The organism is Fructilactobacillus fructivorans (assembly GCF_001434095.1).
Classification (GTDB): domain Bacteria; phylum Bacillota; class Bacilli; order Lactobacillales; family Lactobacillaceae; genus Fructilactobacillus; species Fructilactobacillus fructivorans.
In genome coordinates this window covers 106236-128418 of record NZ_AZDS01000005.1, presented here as the reverse complement: position 1 = coordinate 128418, position 22183 = coordinate 106236, and the positions used below count along the sequence as shown (strand labels likewise).

General features: G+C 39.6%; 18 protein-coding genes. 13 read left to right on the top strand and 5 right to left on the bottom strand.

What is annotated here, in order from left to right; all coding sequences use genetic code 11:
• Window positions 1-18 precede the first annotated feature (18 nt).
• Complete coding sequence (locus FC73_RS06120; RefSeq protein ID WP_010022641.1) at window positions 19-933, bottom strand: proline-specific peptidase family protein; 915 nt, start codon at window positions 931-933, stop codon at window positions 19-21.
• 153 nt (window positions 934-1086) lie between these two features.
• On the opposite strand from FC73_RS06120, the gene FC73_RS06115 reads away from it, so the two are divergent.
• The 7 genes from FC73_RS06115 (at window position 1087) to FC73_RS06085 (ending at window position 8167) form a co-directional block, all read left to right on the top strand.
• On the top strand, window positions 1087-2691 hold the full coding sequence (locus FC73_RS06115) for an ArnT family glycosyltransferase (RefSeq protein ID WP_010022643.1): 1605 nt from the start codon (window positions 1087-1089) through the stop codon (window positions 2689-2691).
• A 117-nt stretch (window positions 2692-2808) separates the two neighbouring features.
• Window positions 2809-4476 (top strand): glycosyltransferase family 39 protein, encoded by a 1668-nt coding sequence (locus FC73_RS06110; RefSeq protein ID WP_010022644.1) that lies wholly within the window; start codon window positions 2809-2811, stop codon window positions 4474-4476.
• 64 nt (window positions 4477-4540) lie between these two features.
• Complete coding sequence (locus FC73_RS06105; protein WP_010022646.1) at window positions 4541-5680, top strand: cation:proton antiporter; 1140 nt, start codon at window positions 4541-4543, stop codon at window positions 5678-5680.
• Between the two features lie 48 nt (window positions 5681-5728).
• Window positions 5729-6151 carry a bis(5'-nucleosyl)-tetraphosphatase gene (locus tag FC73_RS06100; RefSeq protein WP_010022647.1) on the top strand — a complete coding sequence of 141 codons (423 nt, stop codon included), beginning with the start codon at window positions 5729-5731 and terminating at the stop codon, window positions 6149-6151.
• Window positions 6141-6710, top strand: coding sequence for a guanylate kinase (locus FC73_RS06095; protein ID WP_010022648.1), 570 nt, complete (start codon window positions 6141-6143; stop codon window positions 6708-6710). The genes FC73_RS06100 and FC73_RS06095 overlap by 11 nt, the downstream gene beginning before the upstream one ends.
• Window positions 6711-6800: 90 nt before the next feature.
• Entirely contained in the window at window positions 6801-7355 is a 555-nt protein-coding gene (locus FC73_RS06090; protein WP_010022650.1) for a hypothetical protein, read from the top strand.
• The gene (locus tag FC73_RS06085) at window positions 7355-8167 is read left to right on the top strand and encodes a DUF6681 family protein (RefSeq protein ID WP_010022651.1); all 813 of its coding nucleotides are present in this window, start codon (window positions 7355-7357) and stop codon (window positions 8165-8167) included. Before FC73_RS06090 ends, FC73_RS06085 begins: the two co-directional genes overlap by 1 nt.
• A gap of 32 nt (window positions 8168-8199) precedes the next feature.
• Here the strand turns inward: FC73_RS06085 and FC73_RS06080 are convergent, their stop codons facing one another.
• From FC73_RS06080 to FC73_RS06065, 4 genes are all read right to left on the bottom strand, one after another.
• The gene (locus tag FC73_RS06080) at window positions 8200-9546 is read right to left on the bottom strand and encodes an APC family permease (protein WP_010022652.1); all 1347 of its coding nucleotides are present in this window, start codon (window positions 9544-9546) and stop codon (window positions 8200-8202) included.
• Window positions 9547-9817: 271 nt separating this feature from the next.
• The gene (hflX, locus tag FC73_RS06075) at window positions 9818-11083 is read right to left on the bottom strand and encodes a GTPase HflX (protein ID WP_010022653.1); all 1266 of its coding nucleotides are present in this window, start codon (window positions 11081-11083) and stop codon (window positions 9818-9820) included.
• 10 nt (window positions 11084-11093) lie between these two features.
• Window positions 11094-11750 carry a histidine phosphatase family protein gene (locus FC73_RS06070; protein ID WP_010022654.1) on the bottom strand — a complete coding sequence of 219 codons (657 nt, stop codon included), beginning with the start codon at window positions 11748-11750 and terminating at the stop codon, window positions 11094-11096.
• Window positions 11751-11942: 192 nt separating this feature from the next.
• Window positions 11943-13799: a cation:proton antiporter domain-containing protein gene (locus FC73_RS06065; protein ID WP_010022655.1), complete on the bottom strand. Its 1857-nt coding sequence runs from the start codon at window positions 13797-13799 to the stop codon at window positions 11943-11945.
• A gap of 91 nt (window positions 13800-13890) precedes the next feature.
• On the opposite strand from FC73_RS06065, the gene helD reads away from it, so the two are divergent.
• The 6 genes from helD (at window position 13891) to FC73_RS06035 (ending at window position 22154) form a co-directional block, all read left to right on the top strand.
• Entirely contained in the window at window positions 13891-16191 is a 2301-nt protein-coding gene (gene helD, locus FC73_RS06060) for an RNA polymerase recycling motor HelD (RefSeq protein WP_010022656.1), read from the top strand.
• 10 nt (window positions 16192-16201) lie between these two features.
• Complete coding sequence (coaA, locus tag FC73_RS06055) at window positions 16202-17116, top strand: type I pantothenate kinase (protein WP_010022658.1); 915 nt, start codon at window positions 16202-16204, stop codon at window positions 17114-17116.
• Window positions 17117-17263: 147 nt separating this feature from the next.
• Window positions 17264-17707: a CopY/TcrY family copper transport repressor gene (locus tag FC73_RS06050; protein ID WP_010022660.1), complete on the top strand. Its 444-nt coding sequence runs from the start codon at window positions 17264-17266 to the stop codon at window positions 17705-17707.
• A 14-nt stretch (window positions 17708-17721) separates the two neighbouring features.
• Window positions 17722-19908 carry a heavy metal translocating P-type ATPase gene (locus tag FC73_RS06045; RefSeq protein WP_010022661.1) on the top strand — a complete coding sequence of 729 codons (2187 nt, stop codon included), beginning with the start codon at window positions 17722-17724 and terminating at the stop codon, window positions 19906-19908.
• 126 nt (window positions 19909-20034) lie between these two features.
• Window positions 20035-21222 (top strand): MFS transporter, encoded by a 1188-nt coding sequence (locus FC73_RS06040; RefSeq protein ID WP_010022662.1) that lies wholly within the window; start codon window positions 20035-20037, stop codon window positions 21220-21222.
• 47 nt (window positions 21223-21269) lie between these two features.
• Window positions 21270-22154, top strand: coding sequence for an RluA family pseudouridine synthase (locus tag FC73_RS06035; protein WP_010022664.1), 885 nt, complete (start codon window positions 21270-21272; stop codon window positions 22152-22154).
• The last annotated feature ends 29 nt before the right edge of the window (window positions 22155-22183 follow it).

Here is a 22183-nt window from a genome sequence, read left to right as displayed (position 1 = left end):
AAGTGTCTTTTTATTGGTCTAATTTTGATTAAATGTACCATTTTCAACTTGTTTAATAAAGTTTGCCAAATGGTCATAGTAAACGGGAGCATTATCAATCATGTGATGATGACCACCATTTGGAGTTGAAACAAACTTGGCGTTTGGAATCATTTTGGCCATCCGTTTTCCGGTTTCCATTGGCATGGTTTCATGATCACCAAAGGTCACAAGGGTTGGAACCTTAATGTCCTTTAGATGATCAGTAAAGTTCCAGTCCTTTAACTTTCCAGTAATAACAAATTCGTTGTCACCCTGAAAGGCATTGTAGATTGGTTTGCTCATGGTATCCACTAAGTGAGCGATTGCTAGCGGCTGTTTTCTGTCAACGTATTCACGATTAAGTAGTTCAACGAGTTCCTGGTACTTATCGTTATCGTAGTCGTTGTTGGCTTCACATTTTTTCATGTATGCTAACTGGTCGGGGGTTAAAGCTGTTTCTCTGATTTGGGCCAAGTGCTTAGTATAGTCGCCAATACGATCAACCATTGATGAAATGATAGCTCCCTTCAGGTGATCGCCATATTTAGCAGCGTACATCTGAACTAAAGCACCACCCCAGGATTGACCGATGAGGTAAAACTTGTCGATTCCTAGTTTTTGACGAACTTCTTCAACTTCATCGAGGAAGTAATCGTAAGTCAAAACTTTATTTGCTACCTTGGGATCGTCAAAATCAGGGGTATCTGAATACCATGATCCTAACTGATCGTACATATGAACCTGGACGTTCAATCCTTGTTTTTTGAGTTCATCAGCGGTGTTTTCCCAATATTCGTGTGTTCCACCAGGACCCCCATGAAGAGCCAGAAGATGAATATCTCCGGTTCCTTGAGTGTTAGTCCATAGGTGGTAACCATTATCTAATGTAATGATTTTGGTTCCTTGTTTCATAACATTCACCTACCTATTTGATTTAGTTATTATGATACCACTTTGAAACGGTAAAAAAAGTGGGGGGGACGTAATTGAGGAATGTGGTCAACGTGTACAGGACAATTATTCTAGGATATAATAAGAAGAGTTTAAAAAGGAGTAGGATCGGTAATGAGGTTCCGTTTAGAACGTTTTATTAAAAATGTTAACGTTCGTTATTTTTTAGCTTTCGTACTAGTAGCACTTGTTTTTATTGGGATGTTTAGTTACGCATCCCCACTTTATTATTTTGACTATTCACCCGATATCAACTGTTTTTTTACGGTTGGTAAAGGAATGATGCATGGACTAGTTCCTTATAAAGATGTTTTTGAGCAGAAGGGACCATACGTCTATCTTTTATATGGATTAGCTTATCTGATCAGCCACTATTCAATTATTGGTATTACAATAGTGGAAATAATTTCGCTGGCTACGTCCATGTTTTTGGTTTTTAAAGCAGCTCACCTCTATATTAATAAACCGACCGCCGCAATCCTGGCCTTAATAACACCGTTCTTTTTGATGTTTCAGGAATATTTTACGTATGGTGGCTTAGTCGAGGAATTCGTGTTTCCAATGATTTTATCGGCTGTCTATTTAACGTTTAAAGCTTGCAACGATCATTTTATGATTAGTAAGGGGAACTGGCTTATTCAGGGATTCCTAGTAGGAGTGGTTTTCCTCTCTAAATATACTTTACTTGGAACCTGGATTGCGTTTTACATTATCTTTGCGGTGGTCTACTTGTATCACCGCCAATTTAATAGTCTCTTCAAGATGGCGATCGCGAGTGGAATTGGTTTTCTACTTTCGGTAGTACCATGGGGAATTTATTTTCTCGTCACCAATTCCTTCAAGGCGTTTTATGATGTCTATTTTGTTTCCAATATGACGGTTTATAACACTTCAGTTGGTGGTGGAATTCTTACTAAAATTGCTGGACCATTTGCGATCTTCAGTGAGTTTTTGATCGATAAACCACAACTTTTTGTGCTGGGTTCCATTCCACTTGCTCTTTTTGTCGTATTTAATAAAGGGATTTCGAAAGTCCTTTTTTTGTGTATGATGTTTGTGAGTGCCTTTTTTGCTGTTTATAGTTATACTCCTGATACGCTTTATGTTTACTATCAGTTAGCTTTTATGCCTTATGTGGTAATTACATTGGTGATTTTAGTTGCCAAACTTTTGCGTCATCAACATTTTAAGTTGCCAAGGGAACGATTAGTTCCAATGTTTATTGGAATGGCTCTTTTAATGCTATTTTTTACCATGGGAGTTAATGATAATTTTCAAAAATCAAAGTTGTTTCCTGATAACAATGAAGAGACCTTGGATATGAATGACAAGCAGACCGCACAACAAAAGTTTGGTAAGATCATGCGTGAGGAGAGTAAGGGGACTCCAACGCTACTAAACTATGGCTATCTTGATTTGGGGATGTACACGGTTTCTGGGGCACTGCCCACTCAGTATTATTTTCAAATCAATAATATTCCGTATGATAAGAACCCTAAGATAGTGAGGTCCCAGAATAAAGCGGTTCAAGATAAAGCGGTTCAGTGGATTGTAGTAAAAACCAATCAGGCAGACTCAATCAAAACGTATTTTGGCAAGCATGGTTCGACCCGACCAGCCTCTAAGACACTGTTAGAAAATTATCGGGTTGTGTCGACTCATGAACAAAAAGCCCCGAATAATCGCAAATCGACTTATTGGTTACTTAAACGGCGTTAACAATCTTAAGATAACTTTATAAAATGTTGAAGTGCCGTTCTTCAGTGGGACAGTGTGGTATAATTGCCACTATTATTGAGTACAATATAAATTTCTGAATGATTGGAAGAACATCTTATGCTAAAGAAACTAAAAACTAAACCATATCTATTTGGTTTAACTTTTGTGGTAATGAGTATCATCATAATATTGCTTTTATCGTTTGCTTCACCGTTTTATTATTTTGATACATCGCCTGATAGTAATAACTTCTTTACTGTTGGTAAAGCTATGTTTCATGGGATTATTCCTTATAAAGATGTTTTTGAACAAAAGGGACCCTTTGTTTATCTGATCTATGGACTATCATCATTACTTACCAAGCGTTCTTTGGTGGGAATGATGCCGTTTGAAATCATTGCCATGATTATTATCATGACCATGGCATACAAGATTGCTCGGTTGTATTTGTCACAGAATTGGTCATTTGTAATTTCACTGTTTATGCCGGTCTTTGCCGTGCTTCAGCCATTCTATGACTATGGCGGATCAGTCGAATTCTTTGTTTTTCCAGCTGTTTTATATTTGATTTACGTGGCTTTGAAAGCCAGTCAAAACCATTTTGATATTAAATGGTGGGAATGGATGATTCAGGGATTCATGGTAGGAGTTGTGTTCTTTTCGAAGTACACCTTACTAGGCCCGTGGGTCGGATTTTATGTATTTATGTTTATTTTCTACGTTTATCATCGTCGCTTTAAAGAGATGTGGCGGTTGATTTTATTCAGTGGATTAAGTTTCTTGATTGCCCTTGTCCCTTGGTTAATTTACTTTGCGGTGACCGGTAGTCTAAAAGCGTTTATCCACGTTTACTTTACGATCAACATGACCGTTTATGGATCTTCTGGAATTGTTCCCACTAAGATTTTGATGGCCACTGGTTTCTTCATGAAGTTTTTGACTCAGTATCCAATTACCGTGGTCTTTGGATTATTAGGACTCATCTATGTTTTGTTTGATCATGAAATCTTTAAGAATGGGATTTCGAAGTCCCTCTTCTTATTCATGATGATTGTCAATGCCATTGCCTCCGTTTATGGTCATACCTTTGGGAAGATCTATCAGTACTATCAATTAGCGTATTTCCCATTTATCATGGTAACGACCATCTTCTTATTGGTCTTCTTTATTAGACATTTTGAATCTAATAGGAAACTTGCGCTGCCATGGACGTTTGTTGCCGTGGCGCTATGCATGGCACTAACGTTTGTTCTTGGATCAAACAATAACTTTATTTATTCAAAATTACATCCACAGAATTTATACGTTACCCTTAATCCTAAGAAGGGGCAGTATCAACAACCTGCTCAAGTGTCATTTGGAAAGATTATCAGAGATGAAAGTAAAGGAACCCCAACCCTTTTGACCTATAGTCGTTTGGAAAATGGATTTTATACGAGTTCTGGTGCCTACCCAACGCACTATTTCTTTGAGCGAAACAACATTCCTAGTCGGGCTTATCCAAGAATGATGAGATCGGCCAACAAGGTTGTGCAGAAGAAACAGGTTCAGTGGTTAGTAATCCGAGTTGATAATACGAGTGGTAAGAATAACGATAAATTATATAGTTATATGAGCAGTGGTTCCAGAAAAGGTGGACGAGATGCTCTAATTAAAAATTACAGATTGCGTAGCAGTCATGCGCAAATGTTTGAGGCACGGCGGGCTACTTACTACTTGTTTGAAGCAAGAACTAAGTCCAACCCCAAGGCCAAGAAAATGATAAAAGAACATAAGTTTTATTAAATTAGTGGAGTTTGTCAAATTGGCGAACTCCGCTTTTTTTGAGGAATAATGGGAGGTTAATAAGATGGAGTATTTAGCGTCGATTGGTTTAATTTTAATTTCCACGTTGATCTTAGGGGTGCTGAGCCAAAGAATTGGAATGCCGGCCGTTGTTGGTGAAATCCTAGCAGGACTACTGCTGGGACCAGCGGTTTTACACCTAGTTAACTTAAATCATATGGTTTCAGTTGGTTCTGAAATTGGGGTGATTTTTTTAATGTTTATTGCCGGGTTGGAATGTGATTTTGATCTGGTTAAAAAGTACTTGAAACCAGCGTTTAGTGTGGCAATTTGTGGGGTCATTCTACCAGTTTTAGCATTTACCCTTTATGGACAAATCTTAGGACAGGGCATTGAGAAAGCCCTGTTTTGGGGTGTGATTTTTTCAGCTACCTCAGTTTCCATTAGTGTGGAAGTTTTACAGGAATTTGGTAAATTAAAATCGGTTGCTGGAGCCACCATCTTAGGAGCGGCCGTGGTTGACGATGTAATTTCCATTGTTCTGTTAAGTATTTTTTCAAGTGTTTTTGGCACGGGATCTGGTTCGAAAAATTTACTGGTGTTATTTACATGGCAAATCCTATTCTTTGTGTTGATTATACTGGTCATCAAGTGGATTGCACCCTGGTTAATGCGCCTAGCCGACATGCTGCCGGCTAATTCAGCTGTTTCGGTGGTAGGAATTAGTATTTGCTTGCTGATGGCTTATTTGGCGGAAGCAGCCAATTTAAGTACGGTTTTAGGGGCCTTCTTTGCTGGAATTGCCATCGCCAGAACCCCACTTCGGGATCAGGTGATAAAGAGTGCTAATCAAGTTGGTTATTCTTTCTTCATTCCCATTTTCTTCGCCGCCATTGGGATGGAAATGAGTTTTAAAGGGCTTTCTAGTACGTGGATAATTGTAATTGTGATGACCGTTTTGGCACTCCTTACCAAGTGGATTGGTTGTGGAATCGGTGCTAAATTAACTGGACTGACTTGGAATGAAGCCAACGTAGTCGGGTCAGGAATGGTTTCTAGAGGTGAAATGGCACTGATTGTGGCTCAAATTGGACTGGCTAGCCACTTGCTTGCTCCAGAATTATATTCTGAGATTATTATGGTGATTGTTCTTTCTACCATTTTGTCGCCAATCATGCTGAAGTTTAGTATTAAATCAGTGTAGTTTTTGATTTTTTGGTACAATGAAAGAAACAAATAAATGGGGCATTTTATGATTAATGAAATTGACGGTGGAACGATTGCCTTCCAACTTAAAGACAACCAACCACTTTATCTACTTTTAAAAAGTGCAACTAGTAATTTTTGGGGCTATCCTAAGGGACACGTAGAAGGAAACGAAACGTTGCAACAAGCAGCTCAGCGAGAATTAAGGGAAGAAACTGGGATTCGTGCCGACATTGACGATGGGTTTCACTTCAAGGTGGAATACGACATGAAGAATGGTCACCACAAAGAGGTCACCTTCTTTGTGACCGAAGTTCCCGTTGGAACACCAGTTACTAAACAGGATGAAGAAATTAGTGAATATCGTTGGTGCACTTATGATGAAGCGCTTAAATTAGTAACCTATGACAATTTACTTCCTCCACTTAAAAAAGCGAATAAGTACATTGAGGAGCATTATGTCAAATAAACGATTTGTAATTGTGATTACTGGAGCAGCTGGCACTGGGAAGACCACTATCTCAGATTATTTAATGAAAAAGTATGACATTCCCAAAGTTATCACTCACACAACGAGACCTCCACGGGATCACGAGCAAAATGGAGTGGATTACTATTTTGAAACCCAACAGAGTTTTAAACAACTCCATCTTTTGGAATCCGTGAAGTACTCCGGTAATTACTATGGATCGTCATATGAGGGGTTAGAACGGGCTTTTGCCAAGTCACCAATTGTTTCGATCGTGTTAGATACCAAGGGAGCGATTACGTACAAAGATAAGCTGGGATCTGAAGCAGTGGTCATCTTTTTAAGGGTCAAAAATCCAGCTGAACTGAAACAGCGCATGATTGACCGTGGGGACACCATGGCCCAGATCCAAGTTCGAATGGAGAGTAAGGAAGATGAACGAGATCTAACCCTCCCTAGTGCATTAAAAGGTCGATCCATTGTGATTGATAATGAGGAGTGGAGTCAAACCCGAGAACGGATTGACCAAATTGTTTTAAACTTAAGAAAGCAACTTTAAAAAATCTTTTCTGGATCGGAATGATTTCTTTACTTTTATGCGTAATAATTAAAGATTCAAAAAGAGAATATATGTTGAGAGGATGATTAAATGCCAAATCGAGTGCCACCGTTTCTTACTCCGTTTGCCATTATTTCAATTTGTTTGGCCCTTGGAGCTACCAACGTGGTGGTCAATAAAGCCACCAATACCCATGAAGGTGCCAAAGTGACATCCCATCCAACTAATCAAAAGAAGTCCATCTTTGGTTTTAAGTTGAAGGGAAACAATGATAATAGTAAAGATTCTAAGAACCAGAGCTCAGATTCTAGTGACGATAGCGGTAAAAATGAATCTAGTAATTCTGGGAATAGTCAGAACAATACGGATAACACCAATAAGTCACAAAACGATGATCAAAATAAGACCACTTCGGGTAAACAGGATCAGAATAATTCGACTAATTCGGATGGGAATGATTCCAATACCGACAATGGTAGTAATGCCCAGAAGACGACTACTAGTAACAATAACAATGGAAATACCGAAAAATCGAGTCAAAATGAAAATAATGGCGGCAATACTAATAACAATACTGGAAATGATTCCAATAACACCCAAAATAATACACAAGAAAAGGCCACCACTACGGGAGGTGATCGTTAATGTTTAGTTTTCTAGATATTATTAATCACTACCTGGGTTACGTTACGATCGAAACGAACACTAAAAGTCGAATTTACGTGATTTTAGGTGTGTTAGGGGATTTATATCTCCTTTACGTTGCCTACCGTTTTGCTGCCAACGGATTCATCATTAGGGGGATTTTGGTCTTCTTAGTAGTGTTGATCCTGGCGTACTTCTTGTATTTGAACATCATGTATTATTTTACCAAGAAGAAAGCCAAGTTTGACGTAACACCAGTAATCAATAAAGTATTACACATTCAACCCAAGAGTGAAGAAAAGCCAATAAGTGGTGAACAGCGTCGTTATCGTAATATTCCAGCTAATGGATTGTTCGATGAGCGAAAGACGATGCCAGCTAAGTTGGAATCCACTCTGAGTGAACGGCATAACATTCATGAACTAGCCGAGACCATGATTAACAAGAAAGTAGCCAACTATGACTACAATGGTTTGGGTGAGCGAGCGCTTCTTTCTGAAATAAAGACCAGTCCCAAGCATCGTGTTTATGCGATGGGAGATGGTGCCTTAATTCCGTACTTTGATTTAAGAGAAGAGAATGGAAAATATGAGGTATACGCAGGGATGAATCAGGTTAACTGTGAACCGGTTGGTCACATTGTCCAAGCGGGTTTTGAAGATATTCAAAACCTCGATAAGAATAAGGTTAAGCTATACTTAGCCGAGGCCTTTTTAGTAGGTGGAAAGTACGAAACGGCTGGTCGGGCTGGATTAATTGATGGTGCCGATGATTACGCGGTTCAAATTAAAATTGCATACCGGAAAAAGTAAAAAAGAGATCTCAAACGAGATCTCTTTTTTATTTATTTTGGAGTTTTATTTTTCTTACTGGTTACTTCGAAATAATAAACTGGAATTCCAAGGGCCACAATTCCAAGGGAACAAACTACCCCAATAAAGTCGGAACCAATTTCGGAACAAATTACGAAAAGGGAAGCTAAAATTGCGATAATTGGCGTAAATGGATAGAGGGGAACCGAGAAGACTCGTTTTCGATCTGGATGACGTTTTCTTAAAATGAAGACCCCGAAAAACGCCATGACGTAGAAACAGTAAACCGTGAAGATGCATAGTTCGGAAAGGCGATCGGCATCAAAGAAACAAATCATGATAATTACGATGGCTAATACCGCAGCAATGGAAACGATCGGAGTTCTAGTCTTCGGGTTTAAGTAAGCTAACTGTTTTGAAAAAGGAAGCTGATTTTCCTTTGCCATAGCATACATGATACGAGGGAAAGTCATGATTTTTCCGTTCATACAACCAATGATCGAAATGATAATCCCGATACTCAGGATCTTTCCACCGATGACACCAAAATCCTTGTTGGCCATGTACGGGATTGCGTTAGTCCCAAGCTCATGAATTTTCTGAGGGCCAATACTTTTAAGAACCCCGTAGGAAACTAACATGTAAATTGCGATGACGGCTAGGATTCCAAAGGTAATAGCACGTGGCAACATTTTCTTCGGATTTTTAATTTCTCCACCCAGGTTAGCAACTAAAATCCAACCGTCGAAAGCAAAAAGAGTGGCTAACATGGCAACTCCAAAGCCACCAACTGTGGAATGGACGTCACTGACACTTTGTGTGAAAGCGTCCGCGTGGCCAAAGAAAAGACCAAAAATAATCAAAGCAGCTACGGGAACTAATTTACAAATAGTAGTAACGATTGAGAAGGCAGCTCCGAACCGGTTGGGGAAGGTGTTAAGTAACCCAACAGCAACCACGGCCACAATCGCAATTGGGATGTTCCACTGGGGTTGGATATGGAAGAAGTCCCCTAAAAGAATTGCTAGGTAGGCACCTAATGAGGCGATCATGGCAGGTCCATATACGATAATTTGCATCCATCCTGAGAGAAAGCCCCAGAACTTGTTGTAAATCACTTCCATATAGGCGTATAAGCCACCCGTGGCGGGAATTTGTGAAGCAATTTCGGCAATTGAGAGGCCAGCAGCTAAGGTTAATAGGCCACCAGCTAGCCAAGCTAGCATGGCACCCGTTGCTGATCCAGCGTCATTTAAGACGGCTGCTTGTCTAACAAAAATTCCAACCCCGATGATGGTTCCAACTACAAGCGAGAGTGCGGACCAAAGTCCAAGCGAACGATTAAGTTTAACGTTTGAATCTGCTTCCTTTTTTTTCATAATAAATTCCCCCTTTTTGAGAATAAAAAAAGTCCCCGACAAATAAATGTCAGGGACGCAAGTTTACGCGGTTCCACCCAAAATTCTCTGAATAAACCAGAGCACCTTCTGTTGGTTATTAATCTATTTTTAAGAGGTGGTGAAATAAAGAGTAGTCAGCCAACTTCCAGAATAACGTCAGCCTCTCTTAGGCAATTTCTTTAAATATTGTTCTCTTAAATTAATTATAGGACTATTTAACCGCGATCTATCCTAAATGTCAACTAAAATTTTATTCATTAACTTCATATTTTTTATATTTTCCCGCGGATGTTTCCGGAAGTTCGACCCGTAAAACGGTTCCTTGATCAGTATAGTCAGTCTGATAAACTGTCTCGTTTTCGTTTAAATCGGAGACGACCTGACCATTACTAAACGGAACTAGGTAAGTTTTTTTGATGTAATCCTTAAATAAGTTTTCGGAGATAATGTCAACCAAGCGGTTAATGGAACTAGGGTCTAGAGCGGAAATGATGATATTGTTGCCCTCACGAACAGGGTAGTTCTCGCCACTTTTGTCAGCCTTGTTGAAGACCTTAATCATTGGGATATCTGGAACCCCAATTTCTTTTAGGGTTGCTTCGGTGGTCTGCATCATTAATTCCTGATTAGGATCAGAATAATCAACAACTTGAATCAATAGATCCGCATTAGCTGCTTCAGCCAGAGTTGATTTGAAGGCTTGAATGAGTTGGTGGGGAAGTTGACTTACAAAACCAACCGTATCGGTTGCCAGAAATCGTTTGTGGTTTGGTAATTCAATCTTTCTAACGCTGGTGTCTAGGGTAGCAAACAGCATGTTTTTAACCGTAACTTCTTTATCTTCATTCTCCCCAAAGCGTTTAACCAGTTGGTTCATAATGGTGGATTTTCCAGCGTTCGTATATCCAACCAGTGCAATGGTTTTAAGGTCATTTTGTTTGCGCTTTTTACTCTGCGTGTCGTATGATTTGTCAATTTCTTTTAGTTCGTGACGAACATGATTAATTTGGTGTTGGATGGTTCGCCGATTTAACTCAATTTGGGTTTCACCAGCACCACGGTTAGCAAGACCACCTCCAGCTGACTGCTGATCCAGGCGTTGACTTGCACTGGTTCGGAGTCTGGGAAGTTGATAGTTAAGTTTAGCAAGTTGAACCTGCAATTTGGCCTCACGTGAGCGTGCCCGGTTAGCGAAGATTTCTAAGATGAGTCCCGTTCGGTCAATGATTTTGGCATTGGTCAGTTTTTCCAGATTCCGAATCTGACTGGGACTCAGTTCATCATTGGCGACGATCACGTCCGTTTCCGTGGTCTTAACGAGTTGCTCAAGAAATTCCACTTTGCCCTTACCAAAGTAAGTGGCTGGATCAGGATGATCTAATTTTTGTGTAACGGTTTCAACACTTTGCATGTTATTAGCCGTGACGAGATTATTGAGTTCTTCCATTGAGTACTGAAAATTGGCATCATTTAAATCTAAACCAATTGTAATTACATCAGTAAGATTATCGTTCATTAAAGCTCCTTTAGACTGGATCAGAAATATTGTTATAGTACTTTACGACGTAGTCACCGTCTTTGTATTCGATTTTAGTAACACTTCCGTTATGAATTGGGTCACTAATGTCAATGTCACTAAACCGACTGACGATGCTTCGAATAAAGGTTCCATGAGCGGTGATTAAGATATCATCACCGTCTTCAGCATTGTTAACGATTTCGTCCAGTCCAGTTTGAACTCGTTGCCAAAACTGAGAATCATTTTCGGCGTCGCCGTAAGGGTCAGCATCCGCAATCATGTCACGAGTTTTCTCCATCGTGTAGGTTTCGATCATCTGACTATAAGAATCAGCCCCAGAAGGTCCACCGATGATGTGCCAAACTTGACCCATGTCGTTTCCCTCAAAATAGCCAAAGTTTTCTTCTCTGAGATTTTCCATCTCAATGGGTTCAATTAACCCTGATGGGTTTTCTTTTAAAATTAATTCAGCCGTGTCACGCGCTCTTTTGGTGTCACTACTGTATGCTTTGTCAAAGTTAATTTTGCTAAGGTGTTTACCGGCATCAATTGCATCTGTAATTCCCTTATCGGTCAATGCAGAATCTGCCCAACCCTGTAGACGGTGATAACGGTTTAGATAAGTTTGACCGTGTCTTACAAAATATAAATTAAGTGAAGTCATTTTATTTTCCTCCTGATTGACTAGTTGCCTAATTTTAGCATATTTTGGCTCTTAATATAAACGTGGGCGGAGTGGAATTGGTATAATTTAATAATTATTTGAAGTAATTAGTTTCTTAATTGAGATAAAATGATGGCATAAAAAATAAACCCCACTAACTTGGTGAGTTAGGAGAGTTTATTAGAAGTTTATTTATTCATCAGGATTAAATTCATTTCTGATTTGAATGCCAGTTCCCTTTTTAGCCGAGAAGATAATTTGATCACCCAACATTAAAGTAGTGTTTCCAGTTGGATGAAGTGGTTGATGGTCTCTGAAAATTTCATTAATGGTAATGTCATTACTGAACGGAAGACTCTTGATTGTCGTATTGGCAAGACTAGGGTTGGTCAACTTAACCTCATGGAGGACCGATTCGTTGGATTCAATCATCTTAAAGGTAGATGGTACTTCGATCAATTCTCTGAGCATGGCGATGTTAACGGACAGATTATTGTAAATTTCAACACCGAGATCAAGAAGTTCTTTCTTGTGTTGATCAAGGACGTCCCGATTTTCAAAACGGGCAATGACACGACGTACCCCGTACTTCTTAGCTGCCTTAGCTAACTCATAACTCGTTTCTGAGTCAAAGTAGGCCATAACGGTGATGTCACAGTCAAAGTATCCGTTCTTAATCAGGAATTGTGGATCTAATTTGTCGACCAGATGAACGTTAGCCTGACTGTTATAGGAACGATAGTGTTCCTCGTTATCAGTATAGACGTTAACGTCATACCATCCAGTTGACAGTTGTTGGGCAACCGGAATGGTTGTTAGGTTGACCCCGAAAAAGTTTACTTTAATCTTAGGATAGGTTTCTGGTTCAACCTTAAAGGCCTTGTTAAAGACCAGTGGTCCAAGGATACAAGTAATAATGGCAGCCAGTAAGAATGCCCCAGATTGTTGTGAGGTAATAACCTTCATACCCTTGGCAACCTGGAGAATGGCTAACACCATTGTGATAGTAGCACTTGGAAGCGCCATCCCCGCTAGTGAGTTTCGCTTATTGAAGCGGAGTCTAAAGATGGGGTAGAGTCCTAATTTGGAGATAATGTAACTCGCAAAGAAGACTGGGATGAGTATCAGTGTAGCTGGATTAGACAATAACTCTTTGACATTCAAACCGACACCACTCATGATGAAGAAGACGGGGATAAACAGACCGTATCCAATTGAATCCAGCCGATCTTTAGTAGTTTCAGATGGTTGCAAGAGTTTGTATACCATTCCACCGATGAAAGCTCCTAAGATATCTTCTGAGCCCACGAAAACCGCAATGGTTGATAAGAGCACAATGATAAAGAACGCAAGTCGAATGTCAATCTGAGTGGTTGATTTGTTGATTTGGTCTGAGAATTTAAAGAAGCGTTTGAACCACCAGAGTAGAAAGCCCGCTACCACAAAGAGAATCAAAATTAACCATAATGATTTACTGTCTTTACCGAAGACGGATGCATAGATCGTAAGGGCGAAGATTGGTAAGACTTCACCTAAAGCCGCAATTAATAGAATGGTTTGCCCAAAGGCACTACCGGTCACGTCCTTTTCTTTTAGGGCAGCAATTACGACTCCCAGTGAAATGGTAGCAAATAAAATGGAAGCTAACCAAAAATCACTGAAAAGGCCGCTTAATTTACAGAAGTATCCTAGAATTAATGATAGGATAATAACGGTTGCGTAACCCATGAAGGCTAGTTGGACCGAGGAAAAACGAGGAGCGTTCTTGTTTGACTTCTTTTCGAGTTCACTTGGGTTCTTGCTTTTGGGCTTAAATAGTGAAAAATCGATTTCCATTCCACTCAAAAACAGGAGGACAATTACACCGATTTTTGAAAGAATGGACAAGATATTTGAGTCCGATACAATGTTAAATAGACTGGGACCTAAGATGATTCCAACTAAGATTTCTACGACCGCCGTTGGTAGCATAGAAATGTGGAATCTAGCCATGATTAATGGCGTTATGAGGGCCGCCAGTAGAACAATTACTAATGAAATTGAATCCATATTACGATCACCTTGGTTTTTTATATTTTGTCGAGCTGATGTAATATGTTAGAATATTTAGTCAAGTTTAGCAAGCAGGAGGGATTGTCCGTTGGAAAATTCAATTAAGAAATCAGAACAGAAGCACCTTGATTTTGTGGAAAGCAAAATTGAAATGGCAGAAGTCGACGCTGCTAAAAAAATTAAAAAAGCGAAGGGTGACCAATCGGAAATCCAAAAAAACTTTTTTAATGATGTTCGTCTGAAGACCAGTACATATAGTGGTCAGATGGAAACCGGAGTCTCGGTCAGACAGCAACAACAACTGTTGTCAGAACGGGAAAACAGATGGAAGAATGCCGCTAGAGACTTAGGTACGTTAAAACGGCTGGATCAAAACCCTTATTTCGCACGCATTGATTTTCACGAAGAGGGTGAAAAGCACACCGAGACGATCTATATTGGACTAGCTTCATTCACCGATAATCCAGATGACTACTTGGTTTATGATTGGCGAGCTCCCATTTCCAGTATTTACTATGATAGTGGAATCGGTCAGATGACCTATGATTCACCAGCTGGACCACAGAAAGTGGATGTCAAATTAAAGCGACAAATTGAGATTAAAGACGGTAAGATTGAGACCATCTTTGATACGGATGAGGCGTTAGGCGATAATTTATTACTAGAAAATCTGAGTCACCAGTCCGATACGAAGATGAAGAGCATCGTAACCACGATTCAGAAGGAACAAAATCAAATCATTCGGGACACTGATTCTGACCTTCTTTTCGTTCAAGGAGCGGCTGGATCAGGAAAAACGGCTGCAGTTTTACAACGAATTGCGTACCTCCTTTACCGTTACCGGGGGAATTTGAACTCTGGTCAAGTCATCTTGTTTTCACCTAACCAATTATTTAATGATTATATTAATGAAGTTTTACCTGAACTAGGGGAACAAAACATGGTTCAGATGACGTATTATCAGTACACTAATCGGCGCGTTCCGCACCTAAGTGTGGAGACGGTTGGTGAGCGTTTTACTGAGACCCACGAAAAGCACCAGCAGAAAGTGGTCGACTTTAAGAACAGTCTGGACTTCTTTAAGTTGGTGGGGAAGTATGCTCATCATTTAAATAAGGAAAATTTCCAATTTAAGGATATTAAGTTTGAACAGAATGTCTTTATCTCTAAAGAAGAGATTAGTGAGATTTACTATCGTTTTAACCAGAACTATAACTTGCGAAATCGATTGGAAGCTACTAAGGAAGAACTAAGTAAGATTTTGAATCGCCACATTGGAAGTGAAATGCGTAAGAAGTGGGTGGAAGAGACCATTGAAGGTCTTGATCAACAACAACTGCAAGCCATTTACGCCAAGTTTGGTGAGAGTATGGATAACCCAGACAAGGAATACAATTTCCTTGCTAAAAAGATTGTCCAAAATGCCTTTCGAAACGTCAAAAAGGCCATTACCCGAGGTCGTTTTGTCAGTATCAACCGTCAATTCGTTAACTTACTAAGAAATGTTCCTCGAATCGCGGACCTAAGTAAGTATGGAATTAGTGAACAGGAATGGAACGATGGAGTGGAAAAATCGATTGATCGTTTAAAGAATGGGAAAATCAGTGATGCTGACATCTCCATTTATCTCTATTTATACGACTTGATCTCCGGGAAACGGCCTGATGTTCATATGCGTTATCTGTTTGTTGATGAAGTTCAGGACTATACTCCATTTCAGTTGGCTTATCTGAAGTTTAATTTTCCCCGTGCTAAGTTTACTTTACTGGGAGATCTTAATCAGGCCATTTTCACCCATGAAAGTAGCCAAAGTTTGTTAAAAGAAATGGAAACGATGTTTGATCCAGAGAAAACTCGGGTCATCGAGCTTAATAAATCGTACCGGTCAACCGAACAAATCACTGATTTTACGAAGCATTTGATTCCGGATGGAAGTAAGATTCAATCCTTTGCGAGAACGGGAGAACTTCCTAAGATTAACGTGGTAGGTGATGTTGATAGTGGCATTAACGCTTTAAAAGAGACGATTCAGAACAATGATCAAGCCAACGACACCACGGCCATAATTGCGAAATCATTGGATGAATGTAAACGAGTGCACGAAAAGCTCGAGCAGAAGGGGATTAAATCCACTTTGATTCAGACCGAAAATCAGCGGTTAGTTAAGGGTGTCATTGTGGTCCCAGCTTATCTAGCCAAAGGACTTGAGTTTGATGCCGTTGTGATGTGGAATGGTTCTAAACAAGAATATCCAACAGAACGTGACGATCAGTTAGTTTATACGATTTGTAGTCGTGCCATGCATCGTTTAGATGTGATTTCAATTGGTGAATTATCACCACTGTTTAATGATGTTCCAAAGGATGAATATCAGTTGGTAACCAAGTAGGTGATTGGCGATGAAAGATTTTTATGAATTCAGTAAAAATGAATGGAAAGAGTTTTATCCGAACGAATCAGCGCCGATTACTCAGGCTAATTTGGAGCGGTTAAAAGCCTTTAATGACCAAATTTCATTGGATGATGTGTCTAACATCTACATGCCATTGGTTCATTTGTTGGAATTGGCTTCGAAACATTATCAGAATTGGGAAGATACCGAGAGTCACTTTCTAAAACGTTTGACTCCCAAAATTCCGTTTATTATTGGAATTTCAGGAAGTGTAGCAGTTGGAAAATCCACGGCGGCACGCTTATTGCGATACCTTTTTACCGATTTATTACCGGACATGAAGACCCAATTGATTACCACGGACGGCTTTTTGTATCCAACAAAGATCTTAAAGGAGAAGGGAATCCTTGATCGTAAGGGTTTTCCTGAAAGCTATGACATGGAGTCTTTAATTCAATTTTTGGTTAAGATTAAAGCCGGGGTAAAAGAAGTGAAAGCTCCCGTTTATTCTCATCAGACTTATGACATTGTTCCCAACCGATACGATGTCATTAAGAATCCTGATATCTTAATTATTGAAGGGATCAATACCCTCCAAATCCCGGATCATCAGAAGCTTTACATTGGTGATTTTACTGATTTTTCAATTTACATTGATGCTGATCCGAAATTAATTGAAACGTGGTATCTCAACCGTTTCAAAAAGTTAATGAAGACCGCGTTTAAAGATCCGACCAATTATTATTACAAATATGCGAAAGAGGAACCCCAAAAAGCGATTGAAATGGCTGAGAATGTTTGGAATACCGTTAATTTACCAAATTTAAACGAGTATATATTGCCAACCCGAGAACGGGCTAACCTTATTATTCATAAGGGTAAAGGTCATATCGTGGATAAAGTTTACCTTAGAAAATACTAAAAAAGAGTGATTAATTACTGCTATGACAGTAACTAACCACTCTTTTCTTTATGTAAGAGATTTAAAATCCTTGCAAAGTTTACAATTGTAGATTATATTTAAAGCTGAGTTTACAGATGTAAATTAAATGTTTGAGGGATGATAGAGTTGAATGAAGTTAAAAAAATTGATGAAATCACACATGCTGAATGGCAAATTGTGCGGCTAATTTGGACCATGGGTGCTAGTTCATCACGAAGCATTATTGATGCTGTCGCCAGTAAACGGGACTGGAAGGAATCAACTATCAAAACCCTACTTGGTCGCTTGGTTAAAAAGGGACTGCTGACAAGAGTAAAACAGGGTCAGCACTTTGTTTATTCATCAACAGTTAGTGAACAAAATGCGATGAATCTGAGCGCTGAGGAACTTTTTAAACAGATGTGTGATATGCGAAAAGGGCAAACGATTATGGATTTAGTTAGTCAAAGTAAGATTAGTAAGGGCGATATTAATCAGTTGGTAAAAATGTTAAACCAAAAATTAAAAACGGCGCCTGATAAAGTTGACTGTAACTGCTTGCCGGGCAATATGAATATGGATTGTCAGTAGAGAGGAGCTTTTTAATGAAAGACATGAACAACGGGAAGCATGATTCAATGAATAATATGAACATGAATCATGACGACCACAAAATGAAAAATATGAATTCCCAAAATAATAAGTCACAAATGAACATGGGTAGTAATCATAAAATGAAGATGGATCATGGTTCGATTAAGATGAAACATGGATCCATGAACATGAATATGAGCGGTGGCTCAATGGACATGGGTGGCGGCCACATGATGAACATGGGAAACTTTAAGCGTCGCTTTTGGATTTCATTGATCCTTACGATCCCCATCCTATTACTTTCTCCATTCATGGGAATGAAACTACCATTTCAGATTACTTTTTCTGGATCAGACTGGGTTGTCATGATCCTCTCAACGATTTTATTCTTCTACGGTGGAGAACCATTCTTTAAGGGAGCTAAAGGTGAATTAGAGAATCGTGCTCCTGCCATGATGACGTTGATCACGCTTGGAATTGGTGCCTCTTATTTCTACAGTTTATATGCATTTATCATGAACACCTTTGTTAATCCAAGCGGTCACGTGATGAATTTCTTCTGGGAACTAGCAACGTTGATTGTCATCATGCTTCTAGGTCACTGGATTGAAATGGATGCGGTCATGAACGCTGGAGATGCTCTGAAGAAAATGGCGGCATTGCTTCCTAATACCGCTCATTTAGTTGAACCAAATGGCAAGACTAAGGATGTTAATCTGGATCAGTTGCAAGTTGGCAACGTGGTTCTGGTTCAACCAGGTGAAAAAGTCCCATCCGATGGTGTTGTTGATTCTGGCACGAGTGCCGTAAACGAGTCTTTAGTAACGGGTGAATCAAGAGCTGTTGCCAAGAAGCCTGGTAGTAAAGTTATTGGTGGATCTGTTAACGGTGACGGTAGCATTAAGGTAAAAGTTACCGCGACTGCCAAAGATGGTTACCTGGCTCAAGTTATCAAGATGGTTCAGGCCTCCCAGAAGGAAAAATCAAAGGCTCAAACGATGGCTGACAAGGTTTCACGTTGGTTGTTCTATGGTGCCTTGATAATTGGAATTCTGGCATTAATTATTTGGACCATTCTTAGTGGACTGAGTTATGGACTACAAAGAATGATTACCGTCTTAGTAATTGCATGTCCTCATGCTTTAGGACTCGCAATTCCCTTGGTTGTTGCTCGAAGCACCTCAATTGGAGCTCAAAATGGTCTTTTAATTCGCCACCGTCAGGCAATTGAAGAAGTTAAGCGCCTCGACTACGTCTTTATGGATAAGACTGGAACTTTAACCGAAGGGGTCTTCCAGGTTAATGACGTCACATCTGATTCAGATATGAGCGACAATGAATTACTTACAAAGTTCGCTGATCTTGAAGCTAATTCAAGTCATCCCCTTGCAACTGGAATTTTAGCTAAGGCTAAAAAGGAAGGGATCAATGTGACTCCTGCTAAAAATGTTCAAGCAATTCAGGGAGTTGGGTTGACCGGTCAGATTGATGGTCAAGAATACAAGATTGTTACTGCTAAATATTTATCAGACAATCATTTGGACTATAGCCAAAAGCAATTTGATGATTTAGCAAGTCAAGGAAATTCAATCAGTTACCTTGTAAGTAATGACAAGGTTCTGGGGGTGATTGCCCAAGGGGATGTCCTTCGTCCTAAGTCAATTGACCTTATCAAAGCTTTAAGAAGAATGAATATCACTCCAGTCATGCTCACTGGTGATAATGATTTAGCTGCTAAACGAGTCGCACATCAGTTAGGTGACATTGATTATCGTGCTGAACTACTTCCACAGAACAAGGAAGAAATCATTAAGGAGTATCAGAGTAAGGGTAACGATGTCATGATGGTTGGAGATGGTATCAACGATGCACCAAGTTTGTCTCGAGCTAACATTGGAGTTGCCATCGGTGCTGGAACCGACGTTGCAATTGAATCTGCTGACGTTGTTCTAGTCAGAAGTGATCCGGAAGATATCATTGATTTCTTGGATCTAGCTAGAGCAACTAACCGTAAAATGGTGGAGAACCTCTGGTGGGGGGCTGGATACAACATTATTGCGATGCCGCTAGCTGCTGGGATTCTTGCTCCATTGGGTATTATCCTTTCCCCAGCGGTTGGAGCCTTAATTATGTCAGCTTCAACGATTATTGTTGCTGTTAATGCTTTAACTCTTCACATGGGAAAAATTAAAGAATAAATTCTTAAAAGATCATAATTAATAATTAATTAGTTGATTAAGTTAGAGTGGCTTCCATTTGCCACTCTTTTTTTGTATAATCGATTCATTAAGTAACAAATTAAGTAATAAGGGATGGTGGAGTTCATGGATCAAGAAAAGAAAAAATATTCTCCAATGATGAAATTTTCATTATTGGCAGTTTCATTAGTTTTGGCGTCATCATTATCAGTTTCAGCTGAAGTGCCTCAATGGCAGCGTGCGTTCCCTGGACATTCTTACTCAAGTATTGAGTTAATTGCCACCATGCCTGCTCTTGCCGTTATCATTTTTTTGTTGGCAAGTAGTTGGATTGCTAAAAAAATTGGTCCCAAGCGAACGGTGATCTTTGGACTGTTGGTTAGTGGAGTAGCTGGGGTCATTCCCATCTTCGTCACTAATTATTATGTCATGCTCATTTCCAGATTTGCCTTTGGTATTGGTTTGGGATTATTAAATGGATTAGCCGTTAGTCTGATCGGAACCTTCTTTAAGGGAAAAGAGAAGAACCAGCTAATGGGGGTTAGAAGTGGCTTTGAGATGTTAGGGAATGCCATTTCGGCCTATGTTGCTGGTGCGCTACTGGTTGACTTTGGTTGGCACAGTGCCTTCTTGATTTATACTTTGGCATTTCCAGTGGCCATCCTGTTCTTCTTCTTTGTGCCAAATCCACCGCAAGAGGAACATTATCAAGCCGAACGAAAAAATCAATATTTCCCAAAAGTTAATACCGATGTTTTGTTTTGGACAATTCTTTTAGCTGTTTATCAAATTACTTACGTCGGAGCAACCGTTCGAATTGCCGAGTTCATCGAAGGAACAGGGATTGGTTCTACCCAACAATCTGCCGTGGTAATTAGTATTGCCCCAATCTTTGGACTAGTTGGTGGGATTATTTTTAGTGTGGCACTCATGAGATTAAAGAAGTATCTGTTGCCCGTTGGAATCATTGCGAGTGGAATTTGTCAGTTATGGATTGGCTTGTCACATTCCTTCTTTAGTGCCGCACTTGGATTCTTTTTGGTGACTTTCCTTGATACCATGGTAGTTTCATACATTTTAAACATTGCCACCGAAATCTCATCAAAGGGAACTTTAAACCTAACAACTTCGATTTTGTTGATCGGTAGTAATTGTGGAATTTTCTTAGCACCAATCGCTTTAGGTGGAATTGATTCAGTCTTTAGTTCCAATAAACCTGCTTTAACCTTTGTGGTTTGTGGAATTATTCTTCTTGCTATGGGAGCAGTTGGTTTATGGGACATTAAAATCTTTCGTAGAAAAATCTTTAAATAAGGCAGTGCGATGCACCGCCTTATTTATTTTGTCTGAAGGAGGAAATCATGAAAGTCGATTTTAAAAGTGAAAATCACCATCCCTTATCACTAAAAGCCTTTTTAACCCGACAAGGAATTAGTCATCGGATGTATGCTGACCTGAAACGACAAAGCCATCCTTTAGAAATTAATGGTAAGCGAGTTGATCCAGATGGAACCGTTAAATTTGGCGACTTGGTATCAGTTCATTTTCCTAATGAGCAATCAGATCCACGAATCATAACGAGTTTTCAGCCAATTAAAGTGATTTATGAGGATGATAATTGGCTTGTTGTCAACAAGGAGGCTGGGTTAACGTCAGTTCCTGGTCCAAGTAATCAAGACGAGACGTTAGTGAACCGGATTAAGGGTCATTTAGTGAAGGAAAAAGCAGCCAACTTAAAGCCCCATATTATTACCAGGTTAGATCGTTTTACGAGTGGGGTGGTTCTTGTCGCTAAGAATCGGTTAGCTAATAGTTATGCAAACATGGAACTTAATCAGCACCAAATTGATAAACGATATTTAGCACTGGTGGTTGGAAAAATGGATCATAAGCACGGGATGATCGATCAGCCGATTGGTCGGATCGGAAATGACTTTGCACGCCAGGTAACGCCAAACGGACAGTCAGCTCAGACGGAATACTGGGTAAAAGAGGAATTTTCTGGTTATTCATTACTTGAGATTAAGCTTCACACTGGGAGAACCCATCAGATTCGGGTTCACATGACATCCATTAATCATCGGCTTTTAGGTGATCAATTGTATCAAGGTCCCATGGACCAAGGGATTACCCGGCAGGCTTTGCATGCATCATTCATCTCTTTTTTTGATCCATTTCAAAAACAACAGTTGAGCTTTAAAGCCAAAGTACCCGAAGATATGCAGGGGTTGATTTCTAAAAACTAGTATGTAATTTTTTCAAAGTTTGCTACAAT